This is a genomic window from Janthinobacterium silvisoli, assembly GCF_014200725.1.
In the GTDB taxonomy this organism is placed as follows: Bacteria; Pseudomonadota; Gammaproteobacteria; order Burkholderiales; family Burkholderiaceae_D; genus Janthinobacterium.
This window is the reverse complement of the sequence record NZ_JACHCL010000004.1, coordinates 163949-183357: the sequence shown is the minus strand read 5'-3', so window position 1 is coordinate 183357 and position 19409 is coordinate 163949. Positions and strand designations below refer to the sequence as shown.

Below are 19409 nucleotides of genomic sequence, written 5' to 3'. Positions count from 1 at the left end.
GTATCAATGACTCAAGTGTGGGAACACAGGGTGCTGGCGCGGTAGGCGGCGACGAAATCGTCGAAGCTGCCGGCGGGCGCCGCTTCCAGCGCGCCTTGTTCGGCCAGCGAGCTGGCCGCCAGCTGGTCGAAGTACGCGCTTTGTTCGGCCGTGGGCGGATGCGTGCGGAAGAAGGCTGCGTGGCGTTCGCTCTGCTGCAGGCCGAAGGCGGCAAACGATCCGCCGTTGGTCCGCACTTCGGCCAATACCTTGGCTGATGGCGTGGCGTCCGGATCGGCCAGTTTGCGCGCTTGCGCGGCCAGGCTGTCGGCATGGGCCGTACCGCCCTGGCGCGCGTCGAGCAGGGCGGCCACGGGGGCTATACGCGCCAGCAATTCTTCACCCCACGCTTGCAAGCCGATCTCGACGCCGTCGCGGCGCAGGGTCAAGCCTGGCGTGCGGCCTTCCTTGACGGTGCGCGCAAAGTTATTCGTGTAGCAGGCGCTTTGCTCGGCGGTGATCGGCGCGCTCTCGTCGAGCGCGCAGAACAGCAAAAAGGCGTCGAGGAAGCGGCCCGTTTCCAGGCTGATGCCGACCGGCTCGAATGGGTCGACATCCATGCAGCGCACTTCGATGTATTGCACGCCGCGCAGGCACAGCGCCTGGATCGGGCGCTCGCCCGTGCGTATCACGCGCTTGGGGCGGATGGTCGAATAGTATTCATTTTCGATCTGCAGCACATTGGTGGAGAGCTGTATCCACTCGCCATCCTTTTTCGTGCCCAATTCCTGATACGGCGGATACGGGTCGTTGACGGCATGCGTCAGCGCGCTGACGTAGTCTTCCAGGCTGTTTTCGTGCGGACGCAGGCCGGACTGGGCGTCGTTCTGATAGCCGAGGTCGCTCATGCGCAAGCTGGTGGCGTAGGGCAGGAACAGGGTATCGTCGGACAAGGTTTCCAGCTTGTGCGGCCGGTCGCGCAGGAAGCCGGTCGACAGGGCTGGCGAGGCGCCGAACAGATACATCAGCAGCCAGCTATAGCGGCGGAAGTTGCGTATCGTCGCCAGGTAGCTTTCTGACTGCACATCCCTGGTGGTCGCCGTTGCATGGGTCTCGCAGCCACAGGTGTCCGCGTTGTTGGCCAGCAGCTGCCACAGGCGTTCGTCGAGCGAGTAGTTGTAATGGATGCCGGCGATGCATTGCATGGCCTTGCCATAGCGCAGCGCCAGGCCGCGCCGGTACACATGTTTCAGCATGCCCATGTTCGAGCTGCCATAGTTGGCGATCTCGATGCCGGCTTCGGCCGGCAACTGGCTGGGCATCGACTGGCTCCACAGCAACTCATTGCCCAGGCGGCCGTAGGCGTAGCGGTGCACGGTATCGAGCTTGTCGAGCGTGATGCCGATGTCGCTTTCGGCAGGGGTGATGAATTCGAGCAGTGCCTCGGCGTAATCGGTGGTGATTTCGGGATGCGTCAGGGCCGAACCCAGGGCGGCCGGATGGGGCGTGGAAGCGAGATGGCCGGCGCTATCGATGCGCAGGGTTTCGCGTTCAATGCCACGCAAGCCGCCCAGCAGCGCGCGGTTGGCATCTTCGGTCAGCAATGCCAGGCGGCGAGTCAACAGGTTGGGCAATTTGAGCTTCCTTTCTTGTGCAGCATATAAATAATTTGTGCTGAGATTAACCGAAAATTGGCAACTGCGTCGGCGCAGCTCCAAAAAACGCCGTGCCGCTTTTATCTACCCTGTGACGGGGCAGCATTTCGGTCAGGAATGGGATGATATTTTAACAAACTGTGGGGGGATGCAGCGCATAGCCTGGTCAGGCAATGCGCATGGCAAGACTTCAGCCCAAGGTTTAGCTCAGACGCGCGCCGCTGACTCGCTCGATGCCGGCCAGGTCGCGCCAGCTTTGCGCATCGGCATAACCGGCGTCGCTCAGCAATTGGCGCACTGATGGGGCCTGGTCGTAGCCATGTTCCATCAGCAGCCATCCGCCGGCGCTCAAGTGGCGCGCGGCACCGCTGACGATGGTGCGCAGGGCCGACAAGCCATCGGCGTGGTCGGTCAGTGCGCCCACCGGCTCAAAACGCAAATCGCCTTGCGCCAGATGCTGGTCGCCGCTGGCGATATACGGCGGGTTCGAGACGATCAGCTCGTAGCGTTCCGTGCCCAGCGCTTCAAACCAGTCGCTGGCCATGAAGGTGATATTGACGCCGTTGGCGCTGGCGTTGCGGCGCGCCACGGCCAGTGCCGCGCTGCTGACGTCGAGCGCCGTGACGACGGCGTCCGGCCGGCTATGGGCCAGCGCCACGGCGATGGCGCCGCTGCCGGTGCCCATGTCGAGCAAACGGCCTTGGGCTGGCAAGCGGTCCAGCGCCAGTTCCACCAGCAATTCCGTATCGGGGCGCGGTATCAGCACGGCGTCGCTCACTTCGAAGGGCAAGCCAAAGAATTCGCGCTGTCCCACGATGTAGGCGATCGGCTCACCGCGCAGGCGGCGTTCCAGCAAGGCCCTCAAACGCTGTGTTTCTTCGCCAGTAAGTACTCGCTCCGATTGCGTGATCAAACCCACGCGCGACAGGCCCAACGCATGGCAAAGCAGGATGCGGTTGTCGAGCGCATCGAGCTGCGGGCGGATTTGCAGAGCGCCGACAGTACTGCCGGCGGGAATCAGGGTTTCTGGCATTGAAATAAGTTGCTTACTTGTTGATTACTTTTGGCGGCGGAACAAAATCCACAGCAGCGCGAGGGTAAAGATGCCGAAGCCGAGGAAGGACCATTGTGGGATCGACAAGCCGAAGAACGGCGCCGTGGCATCTTCGCACAAGCCATCGGCGCGGAACATGAAGGGCAAGTAAATGGCAGGGAAGATTTTATTCAACATCGTTTCCATCGGATCGATGCCGCAGGAAAAGCCGGGATGGGCCAGTACATACAAGTGCTTGCCTGCCACGCCCAAGCCGCCCAGCGCCGCCAGTAAACCAATACCGGCGCCGATTTTCGGCCGCTGCGACGCCGCGCCGTACAGGCAGGCGATGGCGATGCCCAGGAACAGATAGCGCTGGATCACGCACAGCGGGCAGGGCAGCATATCGACCACATGCTGCAGATACATGGCCACGCCCAGCATGACAAAGCAGAGGGCAGCAATAAACAGGAGTGCAGGGCGCGAACTTTTCATGGATGTTCCGGTGAGGTGAGTGGTGATGTTAGCTAGGCATTCTCGCATATCGGGCAATTTTGATTGCTTAGCCGCTACTTAAACCCTTGCTGCTGTTAGATGCTTTAAAAAGTGTTCAGGGCAAGGCGCAGCGCCGCAGGCAGTACGAATGTACGGCCAGGCGCTGCAACGCAGCCATGGACACTTTTTAATCGCCCAAAGCAGCCAGAAGTTCAGCCTGATGCTCAGCTGCCAGCGCGTTAGTGAGTTCCGTCAAATCGCCATCCATGATGAAGTCGAGTTTGTACAAGGTCAAGTTGATGCGGTGGTCCGTCATGCGGCCTTGCGGAAAGTTGTATGTACGGATGCGCTCGCTGCGGTCGCCCGAGCCGATCAGGCTCTTGCGAGTGGCCGCCTCTTTCGATTGCTGTTCGCGCAATTGCACGTCCTTGATGCGGGCGGCCAGCACTTTCATCGCTTGCGCCTTGTTCTTGTGCTGGCTGCGGTCATCCTGGCATTCCACCACGATGCCAGTTGGCAAGTGGGTGATACGCACTGCCGAGTCGGTCTTGTTGATGTGCTGACCGCCGGCGCCCGAGGCGCGATAGGTATCGATGCGCAAGTCGGCCGGGTTGATGTTCACGTCTTCCACCTCGTCCGCTTCCGGCATCACGGCCACCGTGCAAGCCGAAGTGTGGATGCGGCCCTGGGTTTCCGTGGCGGGCACGCGCTGCACGCGGTGGCCGCCCGATTCGAATTTCAGCTTGGAATAAGCGCCATTGCCGACCAGGCGCACGATCACTTCGCGGTAGCCGCCCAGGTCCGAATCGGAAGCGGAGACCAGCTCCACCTGCCAGCGGTTGCGTTCGGCAAAGCGCGTGTACATGCGTAATAAATCGCCGGCGAACAGCGCCGATTCATCGCCGCCCGTGCCGGCGCGGATTTCCAGGAAGATATTGCGCTCGTCGTTCGCATCTTTCGGCAGCAGCATGGTTTGCAGTTCGCGTTCCAGCTGGGCCATGGTGACTTTGGCCGCTTCGATTTCTTCCTGGGCAAAATCCTTCATGTCCGGGTCGCCCAGCATCTCTTGCGCCGTGGCGATATCGTTGCCCGCTTCCTGGTAGCGGTGGTACAGGGCCACCAGCGGGCCCAGTTCGGCATGCTCGCGCGTCATCTTGCGGTAGCTGTCCATATTCGACGTGGCGTCCGGGTGCATCAACAGTTCGTCGAGCTCCACCAGGCGGTTCGCCAGTTGATCGAGCTTGTCCAGCATGGATTGTTTCATAGGAATTCGCGTAAAAAGTAAGGTAAGGGAGCGGCATGCCGGAGGCGGTGCGCAAATCGGGGCATGGCTGCGCGGGCAGCCAAGGGGCGGAGCTAACGGCGACCGCGGAACAGTTTTGGCAGCAGGGTGGCCAGTTGCTTGCGTTCGTCGCCTTGCGCGCGGTGCAGCGCTTGCTGCGGGCCGTGCAGGAACTTGGCGGTCAAGCCTTTCGACAGCGCTTCGAGCACGGCGTCGATGTCGGCGCCCTTGGCCAGCATCTTGCGGGCGCGGTCCACTTCCATCAGGCGCAGGGATTCGCTGCTTTCATGTAAATCCTGGATCACCGGCACCATGGCGCGGTCGTCGACCCAGCTCATGAACGATTGCACGCGTGTCTCGATGATGGCTTCGGCTTGCGCCACGGCTGCCTGGCGGCTTTCCAGGCCCGTCTGCACGACCTTGCCCAGATCATCGACTGTGTACAAAAACACGTCGTTCAGGCGGCCCACTTCCGCTTCGATATCGCGCGGCACGGCCAGGTCGACCATGAACATGGGCTTGTGGCGGCGCGCCTTGATGGCGCGCTCCACCAGGCCCAGACCCAGCAGCGGCAAGGACGAGGCGGTGCAGGAAATAACGATGTCGAACTGATGCAGCCGCTCGGGCAGGTCGGCCAGGCGGATCGCCGTGCCATTGAAACGGTGGGCCAGCGCCTCGCCCCGTTCCATGGTGCGGTTGGCGATCGTGATGCTGTGCGGGTTTTGCGCCGCAAAATGGGTGGCGCACAGTTCGATCATTTCGCCGGCGCCGATAAACAGCACGTTTTGCTCGGCAATCTTGTCGAAAATACGCTGCGACAGGCGCACGGCGGCAGCCGCCATCGACACGCTGTGGGCGCCAATTTCGGTGGTGCTGCGCACTTCCTTGGCCACTGAAAAGCTGCGCTGGAACAATTGGTGCAGATAAGTACCCAGGCCGCCCGCTTCATCGGCCGTGCGGATGGCGTCCTTGATCTGGCCCAGGATCTGCGTTTCGCCCAGCACCATCGAGTCTAGCCCGGAGGCGACGCGAAAGGTGTGGCGCACGGCGTCGTGCTGAGGCAGCATGTACAGATGCGGGCGCAGCTCGCTGTAGCTGAGCTTGTGATAATCGGCCAGGAAATGGGCGCCCGCGTCGAGCGGATTGGGCACGTGGCTGGCCGCATACAGCTCGGTGCGGTTGCAAGTCGAGAGAATCGCCGCCTCATCATTGTCGCGCGCGTCGATGCGCTGGAACCATGAGCGCGCAGCCATCACCGCCTGGCCCAGATGCTCAGGCGCAAACGCCAGCTGTTCGCGGAGCGACACTGGGGCGGTGGTGTGATTGAGGCCGACGGCTAACAGTTGCATTTCGGGCGATATGAATTCGTTATGCCGACATTATAGCGCTTTGTGCCCGATCTTTGAGCAGCCCGGCCGTTTTTGGGCTTGCCTACGGTCTGGCGCCTGCGTCGTGGCTGCTTAGTCTTTCCAGCCGATAGCCATAACTATAGACGGGTACCAGGCGGTAGCCATGCTCGGGTTTCAGTTGCAGCTTGTTGCGCACGCGCGAGACGTGGGTGTCCATGGTGCGCGAGGGCAAGGCTGTCTCCCGTTGCCACACGGATTCATGGATGTAGGCGCGTGACAAAGGACGGCCCAGGTTGCGGAAGAACAGCAGCGCCAGGGCGAACTCCTTGTGCGTCACATCGAGCAACTCGCCATCCTTGAGCAGGCGTCCGGGCCGTGTTTCAAAGGTGTATGCGCCGAATTGCAAGTGTTCGGCGCCGGTCTGGGCGGGATAGGCCACGCGCAGCAGCGCCTGGGTACGCAACGCCAGTTCGCTGCGCCGCAGCGGCTTGACCATATAGTCGTCGGCGCCAGCCGTCATGCCTTCGACGATGTCGTCCTCACCGGAGCTGTTGGTCATAAACAACACGGGCGCCTTGGGCGCCAGTTTTTCGCGTGCGCGGCGCACTACTTCGGCGCCGTCGATATCGTGCACTTGCCAGTCGAGGATCAGCATGTCGCAGCTATCCTTGCGCAATTGCCCCAGCAGTTCCTTGCCACTTTGAAATTCGTGGCAAGCGTGACCGGCGGCAGTGAGCACCTGGCAGATCAGTTCTGCCTGACTATGGTCGTTATCGAGTACGGCAATTCGCATAATGGCTGGAGTGTGTAGCAGCAAACAGACGGTCTGTTCTGCTTATCGTAATGTCAAGGAATGCTCATGTGAAATATAACAGAGATTGCAACTGTGTCCAGTGAATTCGGCGTAATACACGTTTCAGTTACACTTGGACATGTTCCCTTCCAAATGGAGAAGCCGCAATGGTCGAACAGACTAGCCCTGATTGGACCCTGATACCGGCCGGTAGTGCGGAAATCGAGCAGGTGCGCGAGCGCTGCCGCAGCCTGGTGCGGCGCCGTGCCGTGATGTCTGCTGGCGCTTCGGCGATCCCGATTCCCGGTATCGATTTGATGTCTGACGTAGGCCTGCTATCGATGCTGATCAATGATATCAACCATGAATTCGGCCTGACGCCGGAACAGATCGAACGTTTGAACCCGCAATTCAAGCTGATGGCCTACCGCGCGGCGGTGGGCATGGGCGGCATGCTGGTGGGGAAATTGGTGACGCGTGAATTGCTGGTGCACTTGCTCAAGCGCAGCGGCGTAAAAATAGCTACCAAGCAAGTGGCGCGTTTCGTGCCGTTTGCCGGCCAGGCGGTGGCGGCGGCGCTCGGTTATGCCGTGTTTCGTCAGATCGGCTACCAGCACGTCAACGCCTGCGCCGCGGTGGCGCAGGAATTGACGGCGGTACGGCCGCGTTAGCGTATTGCCATGGTAGTCACCCCGCGCATCAGGCGTCGGGCAGCACCACGTTGACGTCCAGCACTTCCAGGTTGCCCTGGCGGTCCAGCGAGATCTTGATATCGTCGGCGTTGACCTTGGTGTATTTCGAGATGACTTCGATCAATTCCTTGTGCAAGGCCGGCAGGAAATCTGGGCCATCACGTCCGCTGCGTTCGCGGGCGATGATGATTTGCAGACGCTCCTTGGCCGCGACCGCCGTCTTCAGCTTGGGTGGAAACAGGAAAGAGAGCAATGCCATATCACTTGGCCCCAAAAATGCGCTGGAGTAGCCCAGGCTTTTCATAATTGGTAAAGCGCAATTCGACTTCTTCGCCGAGGAAACGCGATACCACGTCTTCGTAGGCTTGCGCCACGTCGGTACCCTTGAAATGGATGGCGGGATTGCCCTGGTTCGAGGCCGCCAGCACCTGTTCCGATTCCGGAATGATGCCCACCAGCGGGATACGCAGGATTTCCTGCACATCCTGGAAGGACAGCATTTCATCCGATTCCACGCGTTTCGGCGAGTAGCGGGTGATCAGCAAATGTTCCTTGACCGGCTCGCCGCCCGTCTGCGCGCGGCGCGACTTGGCTTGCAGGATGCCCAGGATGCGGTCCGAATCGCGTACCGACGATACTTCCGGGTTGGTCACGATGATGGCTTCGTCGGCAAACGTCAGCGCCATCAGCGCGCCATGCTCGATACCGGCCGGTGAATCGCAGATAATGAATTCGAAGCCCATGTTGATCAGGTCGTTCAACACGCGTTCCACGCCATCTTCCGTCAGCGCATCCTTGTCGCGCGTTTGCGAAGCCGGCAGGATGAACAGGTTGTCGCAGTGCTTGTCCTTGATCAGCGCCTGGTTCAGGGTCGCTTCCTTGTTGATCACATTGATCAGATCGTAGACGACGCGGCGCTCGCAACCCATGATCAGGTCGAGGTTACGCAGGCCCACGTCGAAGTCGAGCACGGCTGTCTTGTGGCCGCGCATGGCCAGGCCAGTGGAAAAACTGGCGCTTGAGGTCGTCTTGCCGACACCGCCCTTGCCGGACGTCACAACAATAATTCTTGCCACAAATAGTCCTTTTTAGATATCTCTTGAATGGAGCAGCTGTTAAGAGCGGTTCACGGGGGTCACTGGATTGACAGAGTGTATATCGATTCTGTCTCCAGCCAAACGAATTTGCACGGGGCCGCGCGACATCTCGGCCGGGAAGCCATCTTCGAAGGTGCGGTACACCCCCGCGATCGACACCAGTTCCGGTTCCATCGCCAGTGCAAAGATGCGCGCCTGCGGATTGCCCGAGGCGCCCGCCAGTGCGCGGCCATACAGTGTGGAATACACGTGAATACTGCCGTCGGCGATGATTTCGGCGCCATTGTTGACCACAGCGGTGATGATCAGGTCGCAGCCGCGTGCATAAATGCGCTGGCCGGCGCGCACCGGCGTATCGATTACCATCACCTGCGCTTCGGCGCCAGCCTGCGCGGCGATGGTGGGGCCATCCTTGGGCGGCGCATCGTCGCGCGTCTTGCCGCTGTCCAGGCTCAAGCCTTGTGCCAGGATCGCTTCATGCAATTCCGGCGCCGCATTACGCACGGCAACGGCATTCAAATGGTATTTTTTCAGCAAGGCCACCAGCGCAGCCCAGTCGACTGGCGTCTTGACGGCAGGCAGGTCGGCCACGTCCAGCACGGCCAGGTCGTCTTCGAAAAAGTCGGCCACGCCTCCCGTCATGTCATGCAAGGCACTGTCGAGTGCCCGGATATCGGCGCTATGCAGGATGGCAGAGACAGCGACGACGGTGGAAATCTTGATTTCGATGGGCTTCTGCGACGAACTTTTTGGCATAAACAGTTATAAAAGAAGGGCTTGCTAAAGAGCGCCTGCCGCAGGCACGCATCGCGCCTGCCGCCAGCCGGGTATCTTGCCTGCTGTCAAACCCTTGAAAGCAGCGAATTTTCTGCATTTTACTTGAAAAAAATCGGGAAAAGGGGAGCTGTCAACAGGAACCGGCGCAGCTGCCTAAAAAAAGTGCGCAACCCACATGCAAGCTTGATTGTGGGGGAGCAACTTGGTGTGCGCCAAGACACATCTCGGGCGGCATGGGCGCACATCTCGATAATGCATTCTTGATATAAATGGCGCTGATAGGAAGTCAAGGACGCTGTTTAAACACGATAAATCAATACAGGGATCAGAATAAAACGTCGCAAGCGAGGATCTGCACTCTCAAAGTAAATTATAAATTAGAAATATTTCTTGAGGGAATTGTATGGAATTGTTAATATGGTAATTGCACCGTAATTTCCAATGCCTTGAAAGATGGTGTGTAGCAAATTACGCCGCATTTTTAAATATTTTTTACCGTAATAAGGACCAGCGCGTGACATCTTTACTTGATTTTGCTTGGAAAAAAGTAGCACGAAATAATATTAAGTATGGGATGGCGATGGTGGTCTTGGCCTTGATGTCGCAGCAGGCAAGTAGTGCGGACCAAGTCTCAATTTCAGATGGCGGTACGCCCTCGTATAGCTTGCCGATTTCCGTGCCACCAGGTATCGCAGGCATGGCGCCGAATATTGGCCTGTTATATAGCGGTGGCGGCGTAAACGGTCCTGTCGGTTATGGCTGGGCATTGCAGGGGATCTCCATGATTACCCGCTGCCCAGGCAATAAAGCGACCGATGGACGCACAGTGCCGGTCAAATTCAACGGCAATGACAAGCTATGCCTGGATGGCCAGCGCCTGATCCAGACGAACGCAGACGGTGAAGTGCTCAATCCCGGCAGCATGCCATTCCAGCCTGGCGATAGCCTGGGCGGCAATGGCTTGGTACGCGAATATCGCACGGAAAAAGATATGTATGCGCGTATCCGCGCTTATGGCATGGCCGGAGGCAACCCGGCGAATGGCCCCGCGTATTTCAAGGTCTGGACCAAAAGCGGACAGATTTATGAGTATGGCGTTAATGGCAATGCCAGCGCCAATGCGAATATCACTGCAGATGCACCGGTCGATGCCAATGGCAACTCGTCACTCACTACCCGCCCGGTGGTGACAGTCTGGCCCGTCAGCCGGATTGCCGATACGGTTGGTAACTATATGGACTTCCAGTATGAGCAGCGTAACATGGTCTGGGGTAGTCAGACGGGAAGCAATGCCGGTCATGAATGGAACCTGACGGAAATCCGCTACACGGGCAATGGCACGCAGGCGCCGACGAACCGCATCGTCTTTGAATACAGTGACAGGCCCGATACGCCGAACCAGGCACAGGACCGGTCAGAGGCATACCACAATGGCGTCAAGAATGTCAGCGTGCGGCTGCTGAAAAAGATCCATACCTATATCAACTGGCCTGCGGCCCAGGCTACCCAGCCTGCAGGTGCAATCCGCACCAAGGTAATAAAGTTGTCGTACGACCAAGGACCGCGTAGCGGCCGTAGCCGTGTGACCAGCATCGCCGAATGCATGGGCGCCAATGAACAGAAATGCCTGCCAGCTACCACCTTTGCCTACAGCAAGGGCGGCAGTCTTGCCTATAGCCAAAATACCTTGTTCAGGAACGGTCCTTTGCTAAATGAAAAGATGCTACCGGGAACAGTTTTTTATGGCGCCATGGTAGGAAGTTTCTTTGGCAGTGGCCGTACCGATATTCTGCGCTGGTCAGACAATCCATGGGAAAACGGCCTGTATGAAAGTACGGGAAAAGGCAATTTTGTCAAGTCCGCCAAGTTTAATATCACCGACCAGAATCTGTTCAAGAGTGATGGATGCTATAGCTCCGTCGTGGCCGACTTTAATGGCGATGGTTTAAGCGACATTTTACGCACGATGGTAACGACGTCGGTAAATGATACTTCGTGTGGTCCCAAGCGTAATGTGTTGTATTTGTCTAATGGTGATGGTAGTTTCCGGCCGATTGACGTTACTGCAGATATTGATTTCACCACCAAGGCAATATTCAATTCATCGTTCGATTCATGCGTGAGGAACTGTGACGTCATTGATCAGCCAATGCTGATGAAGTCACCTTCGGCTGCACCAGTGGCTGCTGCCATGGCATCTCGCATGTCAGAGCATCAGACCAGATATACACAGACGGAGGGGCGCAATTTCTATCTGATCGATGTCAATGGCGACGGTATTCTCGATATTATTACGACCGTCTTGCCTGGATATAAGGATTTGTACGAACCTGAACTTCCGAACCAGATGACTGCATGTGCAAAAATAACATGTACGCGTCTTTATTTAGGGCAACAGAATGGCAGCTTCGTGGAAGCCTCGACCAATCTGATCCATACTTCTGTGTATGCGACGCCTGGGGGCACTGGATTGATCACCATGGATATCAATGGTGATGGATTATCTGATCTGGCTTCAAGCTTCAGTGTTTTGCTATCCTTGGGGAACGGCGATTTTGTGGAGTCTCCTGCCGCGGGAAGTTGCGCAGGTGCCATGGATTTTAATGGTGATGGCAAGAGCGATTGCCTTGACACCGCGCTCAATGCACGTTTCCAGCGATTGTGGCTTTCCAACGGTAGCCAGATGCGCCCTCAGGTAACAAATTTCAATCTGATTAATCCTGGTGATGAACTTATCTCTTTTTCTACCGGTATTCAGTTCAGTTCGAATGCCCATTTCGTCGACATGGATGGCGATGGTCGCACCGATATTCTGCGTTGGGGTGACGATACCAGCAAAAACGCTGTATTCCTGAGCAACGGTGACGGTACTTTCCGGCGTTCGGATACTTTCAATATTACCGAACAGCTACAGCACAGTAATGGCAGAACCACCATGCTGCTGGGCGACTTCACGGGCAGTGGCACTACCGAGATCTTGCGACTGTTCTACCCTACGCCCGGCGCTGTTAACACCCTGTTTGTGCGGGACGATCCCACACCGGCGGATCAGTTGATTTCGGTTACTTCCGGCATGGGATTAACAACCACCTTGAATTGGGTATTGTTGAGCAATTCGGATAGTGGCGCCCTGGGACCACGCTATATCAGCGACCGCGGCACGGCGAATGCGGCGGCGTATCCGCTGGTCGATCTGGTGGTGCCTACCTATGCGGTCGCCAGTACGGTGAGTGACACGGGCGTTGGCAAAACCCAGCAGACGACGCAATACCGCTATGCCGGCATGAAATCGGCGTATGACGGACGCGGCTTCCTGGGGTTCCGTGAAATTCGCCGCCAGAGCGAAGGTCCCAACGGTGAGCCGATGACAGTCACGACCCAGTATTTGCAAAATGGCGCGGATACCGGCATGGCGGCCTGGAGCGAAACGTGGCTGGCATCGCTGGCGACGCCGCGCGACCAGGCCCAGGTTCTGAGCCGCAGCAGTTATGTGTATTGCGACCGTACTGCCCCGGCGGGTGCGGAAGCCCGTGCCACGGAAACGGCGCCCTGCATGACTGGCGCCAAGGTGCGCCGTCCATATCTGTACCGTAGCGTGGAAACCGGCAAGGATTTAGCGGGCAACGACTTGCCAACGGTAACGACGACCAACATCTTCAATGATAGCGGCGATGCGACGCAGATCGTCATGCAGACCACCGGCACGGCGCTGGGACTGGCACAGACGTTTACCAAGACCAGCACCAATACTTATTTCCCGAACACCATTGCTGGTGATGCGTGGATACTGGGGCGCCTGAAAAAAGCCTCGGTTGCCAATGAGGTGCCGAATCACCTGCCGCTGATCGCGACCGCCACGACGGGACCGGTCGATGGCGTAGGGAGCAATCCGCCGCCACCCAAGCCGCCGGTGAACAACATCGACCTGTCGGCCATTCTGTCTTTGTTACTCGACGACGACTGATGCCGTGAAGTCAGGCCTGGCGGGAGGTTTTCTGCCGGTGCCTGAGCTTACCTGCCGGCGCTGTCGGCAGGCCCGTTTTTCTTCTTTTTCCCGAATATTTTTGCCAAAGGCAAGCGATGCGTAAAATCGTTCCCTCCCTGCTAAGCGTTATCTTTTTATTGCTTAATGGGCAAGTTCAAGCCCAGACCGCGCCCAATCCCTACAGTTATAGCCGGTCGAGTTCGTTCGAATACGATCCCGCCAGCGGCTTGCTCACCAGCGAAACGGTAGAGCCTGACAATCCTGCCCTGTGCGTCAAGACGACTTATGAATACGACGCTTTCGGCAACAAGAAAGTGTCGCGCACCGAAAATTGCGCCGGCGCCACTGGCGATGCCCTGTTCCTTGCGCGTGGCAGCAGCGGCACTTTTGCAGCGCAGGCGGTCACGGTGGGCGGGGTCAGCATCAGCGTGCCGGCCGGCGCCTTTCCTGGCACGGCCAGCAACGCCAAGGGGCAGTCGGAAAGCAGGAGTTTTGACCCGCGCTTTGGCTCGGCTGTCAGCCTGGTGGGGCCGAACCAGTTGACGACAAACTGGCAGGTGGACGATTTTGGCCGAACCGTGCGTGAATTACGTGCCGATGGCACCAGCAGCGTGACTGCGTATTGCATCTTGGCATCATTGGACAGAGATATCAGCAGCAATAGCGCCGAATGCGCATCGCTGGGGTTTGCCGCAGGTGAGCAGCCCGCCGAGGCAGCCAGCATGACGCATGGCGAGCCGCGTGATGTCAACGGCAACAAGAGCGGCCCTTTTACGCGTACGTATATTGACCGTGCCGGGCGCGTGATACGCAGCGTGACGGAAGCCTTCGATGGCGCTAGCCAGGCGGGTGGCCGCAACCGCCTGATCGTGCAAGACACGGAATACAATCAATACGGCGTTGTTACCGTGGCAACGCAGCCTTATTTCCTCGATACCGAAGCTTCGGTGGCTGGTGGCGCGGCCAAGAGCTATGGCATGAGCACGACCAGCTATGATGCTCTGGGGCGGCCGGTCGCCGTGTATGTGCGCGACGCCAAGGGTAGCCAGGGTACGGTGCAGTTTGGTAGCCGTGGCAGCTTTCAGGCAGCGGTGACGCGGATCAGCTATACGGGAATGAAGGTCTTGACGACCGACGACCTGGGTCAAAGCAAGCTCGAGGAAAAAAACGTCGATGGCAAGCTGGTACGCGTAACGAACGCGCTGGGTGCACAGATTGCCTATCAGCATGATGCCTTTGGTAATCTGCTGGAAACCAAGGATGCGATGCAGAACAGCATCAAGCTCAGCTATGATATCCGCGGCCGCAAGGTGGAGATGCGCGACCCTGATACAGGCTGGTGGCAATATGGTTATAACGCTGCTGGCGAGATGGTCTGGCAGCAAAGTCCGAACCAGCGCAGGATAGCGCAGGAATCGCAGCAAAGTCCGGAACAGCGCGAAAAACTGGCCCGCACGCGCATGCAATATGACGTACTGGGGCGGATGACGGCGCGTAGCGAGGCCGAATACGAAAGCAGCTGGGTGTATGACAACTGTCCGAATGGCATAGGTAAGCTGTGTGCTAGTAGTACCAGCAATGGCATCAGCCGCAAGATCGCCTATGATGCCAAGGGCCGTCCGGTGAGTACGCGCACCATCGTCAGCAACGGTCCCGGTTTTGCCACGGCTACCAGCTATGACAGCGTCACGGGCCGTCCGGCAAGCCAGACCTATCCGACGGGATTGAAGGTTGATTACGTCTACACGGCCAAGGGTTTCCTGTCGCAGCTGAAACTGGCGACGGCGGCTACCGTCAATCCCCTGCCGGCTGTGGCAGGTGGCGTGCCGGGAGCCAGCGTTAGCTTGCCAGCTGGCAGTATGTTGTGGCAGGCCGATTCCTATAATGCTCTGGGCAAAGCCGAATTGCAGCGCTACGGCAACAATGTCGTCAGCCGTGCTGCTTTCGACGCCATCAGCGGACGCGTCGACACGGCGACTGCCGGTTTGAACGGTGCAAGCACAGTGATGAATTACAGCTATGCCTGGGATCGCACAGGCCAGCTGCAAGTGCGCGAAGATATCAATGGCGACGGCACGACAGGCACGGTCAACGACGAGTATAAATACGATGCGCTGGGCCGCCTGTATGAATACCGCACGGCGGCAGGCAATATCCCCGGAAAAGAACGTACCGTAGGCATCCAGTACAGTGCGCTGGGCAGCATCCTGTACAAGAGTGATGTGGGTATCTATACCTACCCGGCGCAAGGCCCTGGCGCACTGCGGCCGCATGCACCGTTGACGGTGGGCGGCAGCCAGCCTTACGGCTATGACGACAACGGCAATATGATCTCGTCCAGCCAGGGCAATTACCGCAAGATCAGCTATACCAGCTTTAATTTACCTGATGGCCAGGGCGGCATCAGCGGCCCGAATGGCGTGCAATACAGCTGGCAATATGATGAGAATCACCAGCGTATCAAGGAAACGCGCGTCAATTCCAGCGGTACGCGCGTGACCTGGATGCTGCATCCGGACAACTCAGGTGGTTTGTCTTTCGAGAGCGAAACGAATGGCAGCGCGGTCAGCAACCGCCATTATTTATCCGTCGGCGGCATGAGCCTGGGCGTGCTGGTATCGAGCGGAAGCATGCCCGCCCTGCCGGCCGGCGATGGTGGTCCCGCAGCACTGGGCAGTATCGTGCTGGTGAAAGTGGAATACTGGCACAAGGATCATCTGGATAGCCTGGTGGCCACCACCGACCATGCAGGTGCGGTAACGGCGCGCTATTCATATGACCCATTCGGCAAGCGCCGCACGGCCAGCGGCAATTACGATCCGGATGGCAAGCTGGTCTATGACTGGAGCAATACCAGTAGCGGTACCGACCGTGGTTATACGGGACATGAGCACTTGGACGACGTTGGCCTGATCCATATGAACGGGCGCATCTTCGACCCGCGCCTGGGTTTGTTCCTGCAGGGCGATCCTTTCATCCAGGATCCGACCAATCTGCAGAACTACAACCGCTACACGTATTGCTATAACAATCCGATGACGTGCACGGATCCGAGTGGTCATTTATTCAATGGTCTTATCAAGATTCGCGCTCTGGACAATCTATGGAACAACCATATAAAGCAATATGCACCTATGATTGCCTCCATCGCGATCAGCGTATATTTACCAGGAAGTAGTTTCTTGGCAAATATGGGTGTGACGGGAGAGTTTACACAAGTTGCCGTTAGTGGCTTTGTCAGTGGCGCGGTGAGTTCTGGAAATTTGAAGGGGGCTTTGCAGGGAGCATTTACTGCATCGATGTTTTATGGTGTAGGCAAAGAATTTGGCAATTATAAAGATGCCGCTGGCGGTATCAATTCCTCCAAATTTGCCACTGCAATAGCGGCGCATGGTGTCGTTGGTTGTATATCGAGTGTTGCAGGTGGTGGCAAATGTGGTTCTGGAGCAATGAGTGCTGCACTTGCCAAGGCATTTACGCCAATAACATCATCCTTTACAAAAAATGATATGTTGGCAGGAGCATCTGTTAGTGCAGTCATCGGTGGGACGGCTTCTGTTCTGGGAGGGGGGAAATTCAGTAATGGTGCGCAGTCGGCTGCTTTTGCTTATATCTTCAATCAATGCAGGACATATAAATGTAATCCCCTTGATATCGGAAATCCATTCGATGCTTTGATAGAATCCCCGATAGGAAAATTGTGGAAGGCCAGTGAGGATGTCGCAATTAAGGCCGCAGCGCCAGACTTTTATCAAGCTAATATATCAGTTTTTGGTGCATCGATGTCATTGACTAAAACTGATCAAAGTATTTACTTCACTTGGGGTGTGGAATTAACTCCATCGCTTGGAAGTATCTCAGTACTCGCAGGATATATGAGTGCTTCCTCTACAATGAGCGTGGATGAATTTTTGCCAGGCGCAGCGGGAGGAGCTGTACTCTGTCAAAGATTATGTATTGGAACATCTACTGCGTATGACAATAATACAGGCAAGACAAATACAGCTTATTTAATTGGTGGTGGATTAGGAAGCAAAGCAAACATAGGGCTGCCTAAGACGGGAGGCTTACTTTCTGCCGGGGCAACAATAAAAGTTCATGATTTTGAAAAATGAAAAAAAATATTTTTGGATTTTTATTTATTTTAATTTGGATGTCCTTTCTTTTTTTTCAGGAAAAAAATAGGCCGCCTTCGACAAAAAATTTTTATATTTCACAAAAAATAAAAGGCACGTCATTGCAGAATTATATTGTTAAATGTAATGGAACAAGCGGAGGGGTTATTTCTGAGACATGTATTTTAAGTGGGAAGCCGAATGTTGAAGAAGTTGATAGGGCATTAAAGAATGTTGCATGGGTGGATTTTTTTGATAATCGGTATGCTTTTTATTCTTACCAAGGATGGTGCAAGGAACACGCGAAAATATATATTGGCCAAGGAAAAAATGGATGGCAAATCAAATATGTATTTGAAATGAATTTTAATTGTCCTAATTAATATAGATTTAAAAAAATAATGATGATGTCAGGTCTTACATTGCGTCATAGCCATGAGAATAGTTAATACGTACGAAACAAAAATAGGGACTCCTGCATCGTTGCAGTTGGCCCTTTTTATTGTTATCCTTCAGAGAAAGAAAAAATATTAATTCTCTGTCAGCCTTGCGCTTCCCTCACGCTACCCCCATTTGCGTCGTATTGTGCGCGACCGCTTTCGTCTCATCCCAGCCCCGTGCTTTCAAGCCGCAGTCGAGGTTAATCCAAAGATTGGCTGGTGGAATCACCGCGCTGGATTTTTTGCAGCAGGTGCATAAGATGGTACGTGCGGCGAGTGGATGCGGTACACGCCGGGGCTGATTTCGTTCGGACATGCGAACTGGCCTAAGCCGGTTAACAATTCCATGCCTCAGTGGCTGGTTTCAATGGTAATCACATCGGCGTCCATAGCAGCGATGTGCGGCAGGATGTTGTTGAATTCCGAATAGCACATATGCATGTGGATCTGCGTGGCATCGTTCGCCACCGTAACGTGATCCAATTCCGCATCTTTTTTTGCAGCGTCAGTAGTATGCGCGCAGAGTTTTGCCGATCTCTTCCAGTGCGGCCTCGGACATTTCAACGTGTCAGTGGCGGTCGAGCACAAATGTCATTCACGTTCCACACCGATACGGAGAAATCCACGGATATGGCTGTGGAAAGTCATGATGTCATCGAGATTTCATGTGCGTAGGCTAGAGTGTGCGGCAATCTGATTTATAATCAAAAAGAAATATTTTTCCGAATAACGTGAAAATAATTCACGTACAAACTCACCTTTTCTCACATGCTAGAAATCCGTCACCTGCGCACCCTGAGTGCCTTGCGTTCCTCGGGCAGCCTGGTGCGCGCCGCGCAACTGCTCAATCTGACCCAGTCGGCGCTGTCGCACCAGATCCGTTTATTGGAAGAGCGCTACAACGCTCCTTTGTTTGAGCGCAAGTCGATGCCGATCGCCTTTACGGCTACCGGCAGCCGTTTGCTGGAATTGGCCGACAAGCTCTTGCCCGAGATCGAGCTGGCCGAACGCGATGTGGCGCGGCTGTCGCAGGGGGACAAGGGGCAATTGCGCGTGGTGCTGGAATGCCATACCTGTTTCGACTGGCTGATGCCAGTGATGGATGCGTTCCGCCAGCGCTGGCCGGAAGTGGAAATCGACCTGGTGTCGGGCTTTCATAGCGAGCCGGCGGAATTGCTGCGTTCGGGCGAGGCTGACCTGGTGATCGGCTCGCCGTACGGCCCCGATTTCAGCGTATTCCCTTTGTTCCGTTTTGAAATCCTGGTGGTGATGGCGCAAAAGCACCGCTTGCAGGCGCAGCGGCGTTTGATGGCGAGCGATTTTGAAGGCGAAACCTTGATCACCTATCCGGTGCCGGAAGAGCGCATCGACCTGATCCGCGAAGTGCTGCGACCAGCTAACGTCAATTTTGAGCGCCGTACGGCCGAGCTCACTGTGGCCGTACTGCAATTGGTTGCCAGCCGTCGCGGCATTGCCGCCTTGCCGAACTGGGCCATTAAAAACTATGTCGATTACGATTATGTGGTGGCGCGTCCGGTGGGCGATCACGGCTTGTGGAGCGACCTGTTTGTATCGGTTCCGGATAGTCTGAAAGACAAGGCCTATGTGCGCGATTTTGTCAGCGTGATACGGGAACAATGCGCATCTTCGCTGGACGGTATCAAGTTATTGTCTTGATTGCTGTCATCTGGAAACAAATGAACAAAAAAAGCTTGAG

14 protein-coding genes and 1 pseudogene are annotated in these 19409 nt (G+C 56.5%); 5 read left to right on the top strand and 10 right to left on the bottom strand.

Going from position 1 to position 19409, the window contains the following annotated elements:
• Positions 1-11: 11 nt before the first annotated feature.
• From gshA to HDE75_RS19820, 6 genes are all read right to left on the bottom strand, one after another.
• Positions 12-1613: a glutamate--cysteine ligase gene (gene gshA / locus HDE75_RS19845; protein ID WP_183679575.1), complete on the bottom strand. Its 1602-nt coding sequence runs from the start codon at positions 1611-1613 to the stop codon at positions 12-14.
• Positions 1614-1836: 223 nt separating this feature from the next.
• Positions 1837-2667 carry a peptide chain release factor N(5)-glutamine methyltransferase gene (gene prmC, locus HDE75_RS19840; RefSeq protein WP_183679577.1) on the bottom strand — a complete coding sequence of 277 codons (831 nt, stop codon included), beginning with the start codon at positions 2665-2667 and terminating at the stop codon, positions 1837-1839.
• A 24-nt stretch (positions 2668-2691) separates the two neighbouring features.
• A complete protein-coding gene (locus tag HDE75_RS19835) occupies positions 2692-3162 on the bottom strand; it encodes a disulfide bond formation protein B (RefSeq protein WP_183679579.1) in 471 nt (156 codons plus the stop codon).
• A gap of 187 nt (positions 3163-3349) precedes the next feature.
• On the bottom strand, positions 3350-4426 hold the full coding sequence (prfA, locus tag HDE75_RS19830; RefSeq protein WP_183679581.1) for a peptide chain release factor 1: 1077 nt from the start codon (positions 4424-4426) through the stop codon (positions 3350-3352).
• A gap of 92 nt (positions 4427-4518) precedes the next feature.
• The gene (gene hemA, locus HDE75_RS19825; RefSeq protein WP_183679584.1) at positions 4519-5793 is read right to left on the bottom strand and encodes a glutamyl-tRNA reductase; all 1275 of its coding nucleotides are present in this window, start codon (positions 5791-5793) and stop codon (positions 4519-4521) included.
• 82 nt (positions 5794-5875) lie between these two features.
• Positions 5876-6586, bottom strand: a complete 711-nt coding sequence (locus HDE75_RS19820) for a response regulator transcription factor (protein ID WP_183679586.1) — start codon at positions 6584-6586, stop codon at positions 5876-5878.
• Positions 6587-6753: 167 nt separating this feature from the next.
• On the opposite strand from HDE75_RS19820, the gene HDE75_RS19815 reads away from it, so the two are divergent.
• On the top strand, positions 6754-7257 hold the full coding sequence (locus tag HDE75_RS19815; protein ID WP_183679588.1) for a hypothetical protein: 504 nt from the start codon (positions 6754-6756) through the stop codon (positions 7255-7257).
• Between the two features lie 28 nt (positions 7258-7285).
• On the opposite strand, the gene minE is transcribed toward HDE75_RS19815, so the two are convergent.
• The 3 genes from minE to minC are packed head-to-tail and all read right to left on the bottom strand — an operon-like array spanning position 7286 to position 9131.
• Complete coding sequence (gene minE / locus HDE75_RS19810; RefSeq protein ID WP_183679589.1) at positions 7286-7537, bottom strand: cell division topological specificity factor MinE; 252 nt, start codon at positions 7535-7537, stop codon at positions 7286-7288.
• 1 nt (position 7538) lies between these two features.
• Positions 7539-8354 carry a septum site-determining protein MinD gene (minD, locus tag HDE75_RS19805; protein WP_183679591.1) on the bottom strand — a complete coding sequence of 272 codons (816 nt, stop codon included), beginning with the start codon at positions 8352-8354 and terminating at the stop codon, positions 7539-7541.
• 39 nt (positions 8355-8393) lie between these two features.
• Complete coding sequence (gene minC, locus HDE75_RS19800) at positions 8394-9131, bottom strand: septum site-determining protein MinC (protein WP_183679593.1); 738 nt, start codon at positions 9129-9131, stop codon at positions 8394-8396.
• 535 nt (positions 9132-9666) lie between these two features.
• Between minC and HDE75_RS19795 the strand changes: the two genes are divergently transcribed.
• From HDE75_RS19795 to HDE75_RS19785, 3 genes are all read left to right on the top strand, one after another.
• On the top strand, positions 9667-13116 hold the full coding sequence (locus tag HDE75_RS19795; protein ID WP_183679595.1) for an FG-GAP-like repeat-containing protein: 3450 nt from the start codon (positions 9667-9669) through the stop codon (positions 13114-13116).
• A 449-nt stretch (positions 13117-13565) separates the two neighbouring features.
• Positions 13566-17252, top strand: a complete 3687-nt coding sequence (locus HDE75_RS19790) for an RHS repeat-associated core domain-containing protein (RefSeq protein WP_183679597.1) — start codon at positions 13566-13568, stop codon at positions 17250-17252.
• Positions 17249-17635, top strand: a complete 387-nt coding sequence (locus HDE75_RS19785) for a hypothetical protein (RefSeq protein WP_183679599.1) — start codon at positions 17249-17251, stop codon at positions 17633-17635. Before HDE75_RS19790 ends, HDE75_RS19785 begins: the two co-directional genes overlap by 4 nt.
• A 175-nt stretch (positions 17636-17810) precedes the next feature.
• Here HDE75_RS19785 and HDE75_RS26600 read toward each other — a convergent pair.
• A pseudogene (locus HDE75_RS26600) lies at positions 17811-18151 on the bottom strand (5-methyltetrahydropteroyltriglutamate--homocysteine S-methyltransferase); the annotation flags it as partial.
• Positions 18152-18460: 309 nt separating this feature from the next.
• Here HDE75_RS26600 and HDE75_RS19770 point away from each other — a divergent pair.
• Positions 18461-19369, top strand: coding sequence for a LysR family transcriptional regulator (locus tag HDE75_RS19770; protein ID WP_183679601.1), 909 nt, complete (start codon positions 18461-18463; stop codon positions 19367-19369).
• The last annotated feature ends 40 nt before the right edge of the window (positions 19370-19409 follow it).

Excerpts from the sequence above, each read along its gene's own strand:
- prmC (WP_183679577.1), bottom strand. The coding sequence starts at position 2,667 with ATGCCAGAAACCCTGATTCCCGCCGGCAGTACTGTCGGCGCTCTGCAA.
- HDE75_RS19835 (WP_183679579.1), bottom strand. The coding sequence starts at position 3,162 with ATGAAAAGTTCGCGCCCTGCACTCCTGTTTATTGCTGCCCTCTGCTTT.
- prfA (WP_183679581.1), bottom strand. The coding sequence starts at position 4,426 with ATGAAACAATCCATGCTGGACAAGCTCGATCAACTGGCGAACCGCCTG.
- hemA (WP_183679584.1), bottom strand. The coding sequence starts at position 5,793 with ATGCAACTGTTAGCCGTCGGCCTCAATCACACCACCGCCCCAGTGTCG.
- HDE75_RS19820 (WP_183679586.1), bottom strand. The coding sequence starts at position 6,586 with ATGCGAATTGCCGTACTCGATAACGACCATAGTCAGGCAGAACTGATC.
- HDE75_RS19815 (WP_183679588.1), top strand. The coding sequence starts at position 6,754 with ATGGTCGAACAGACTAGCCCTGATTGGACCCTGATACCGGCCGGTAGT.
- minE (WP_183679589.1), bottom strand. The coding sequence starts at position 7,537 with ATGGCATTGCTCTCTTTCCTGTTTCCACCCAAGCTGAAGACGGCGGTC.
- minC (WP_183679593.1), bottom strand. The coding sequence starts at position 9,131 with ATGCCAAAAAGTTCGTCGCAGAAGCCCATCGAAATCAAGATTTCCACC.
- HDE75_RS19785 (WP_183679599.1), top strand. The coding sequence starts at position 17,249 with ATGAAAAAAAATATTTTTGGATTTTTATTTATTTTAATTTGGATGTCC.
- HDE75_RS19770 (WP_183679601.1), top strand. The coding sequence starts at position 18,461 with ATGCTAGAAATCCGTCACCTGCGCACCCTGAGTGCCTTGCGTTCCTCG.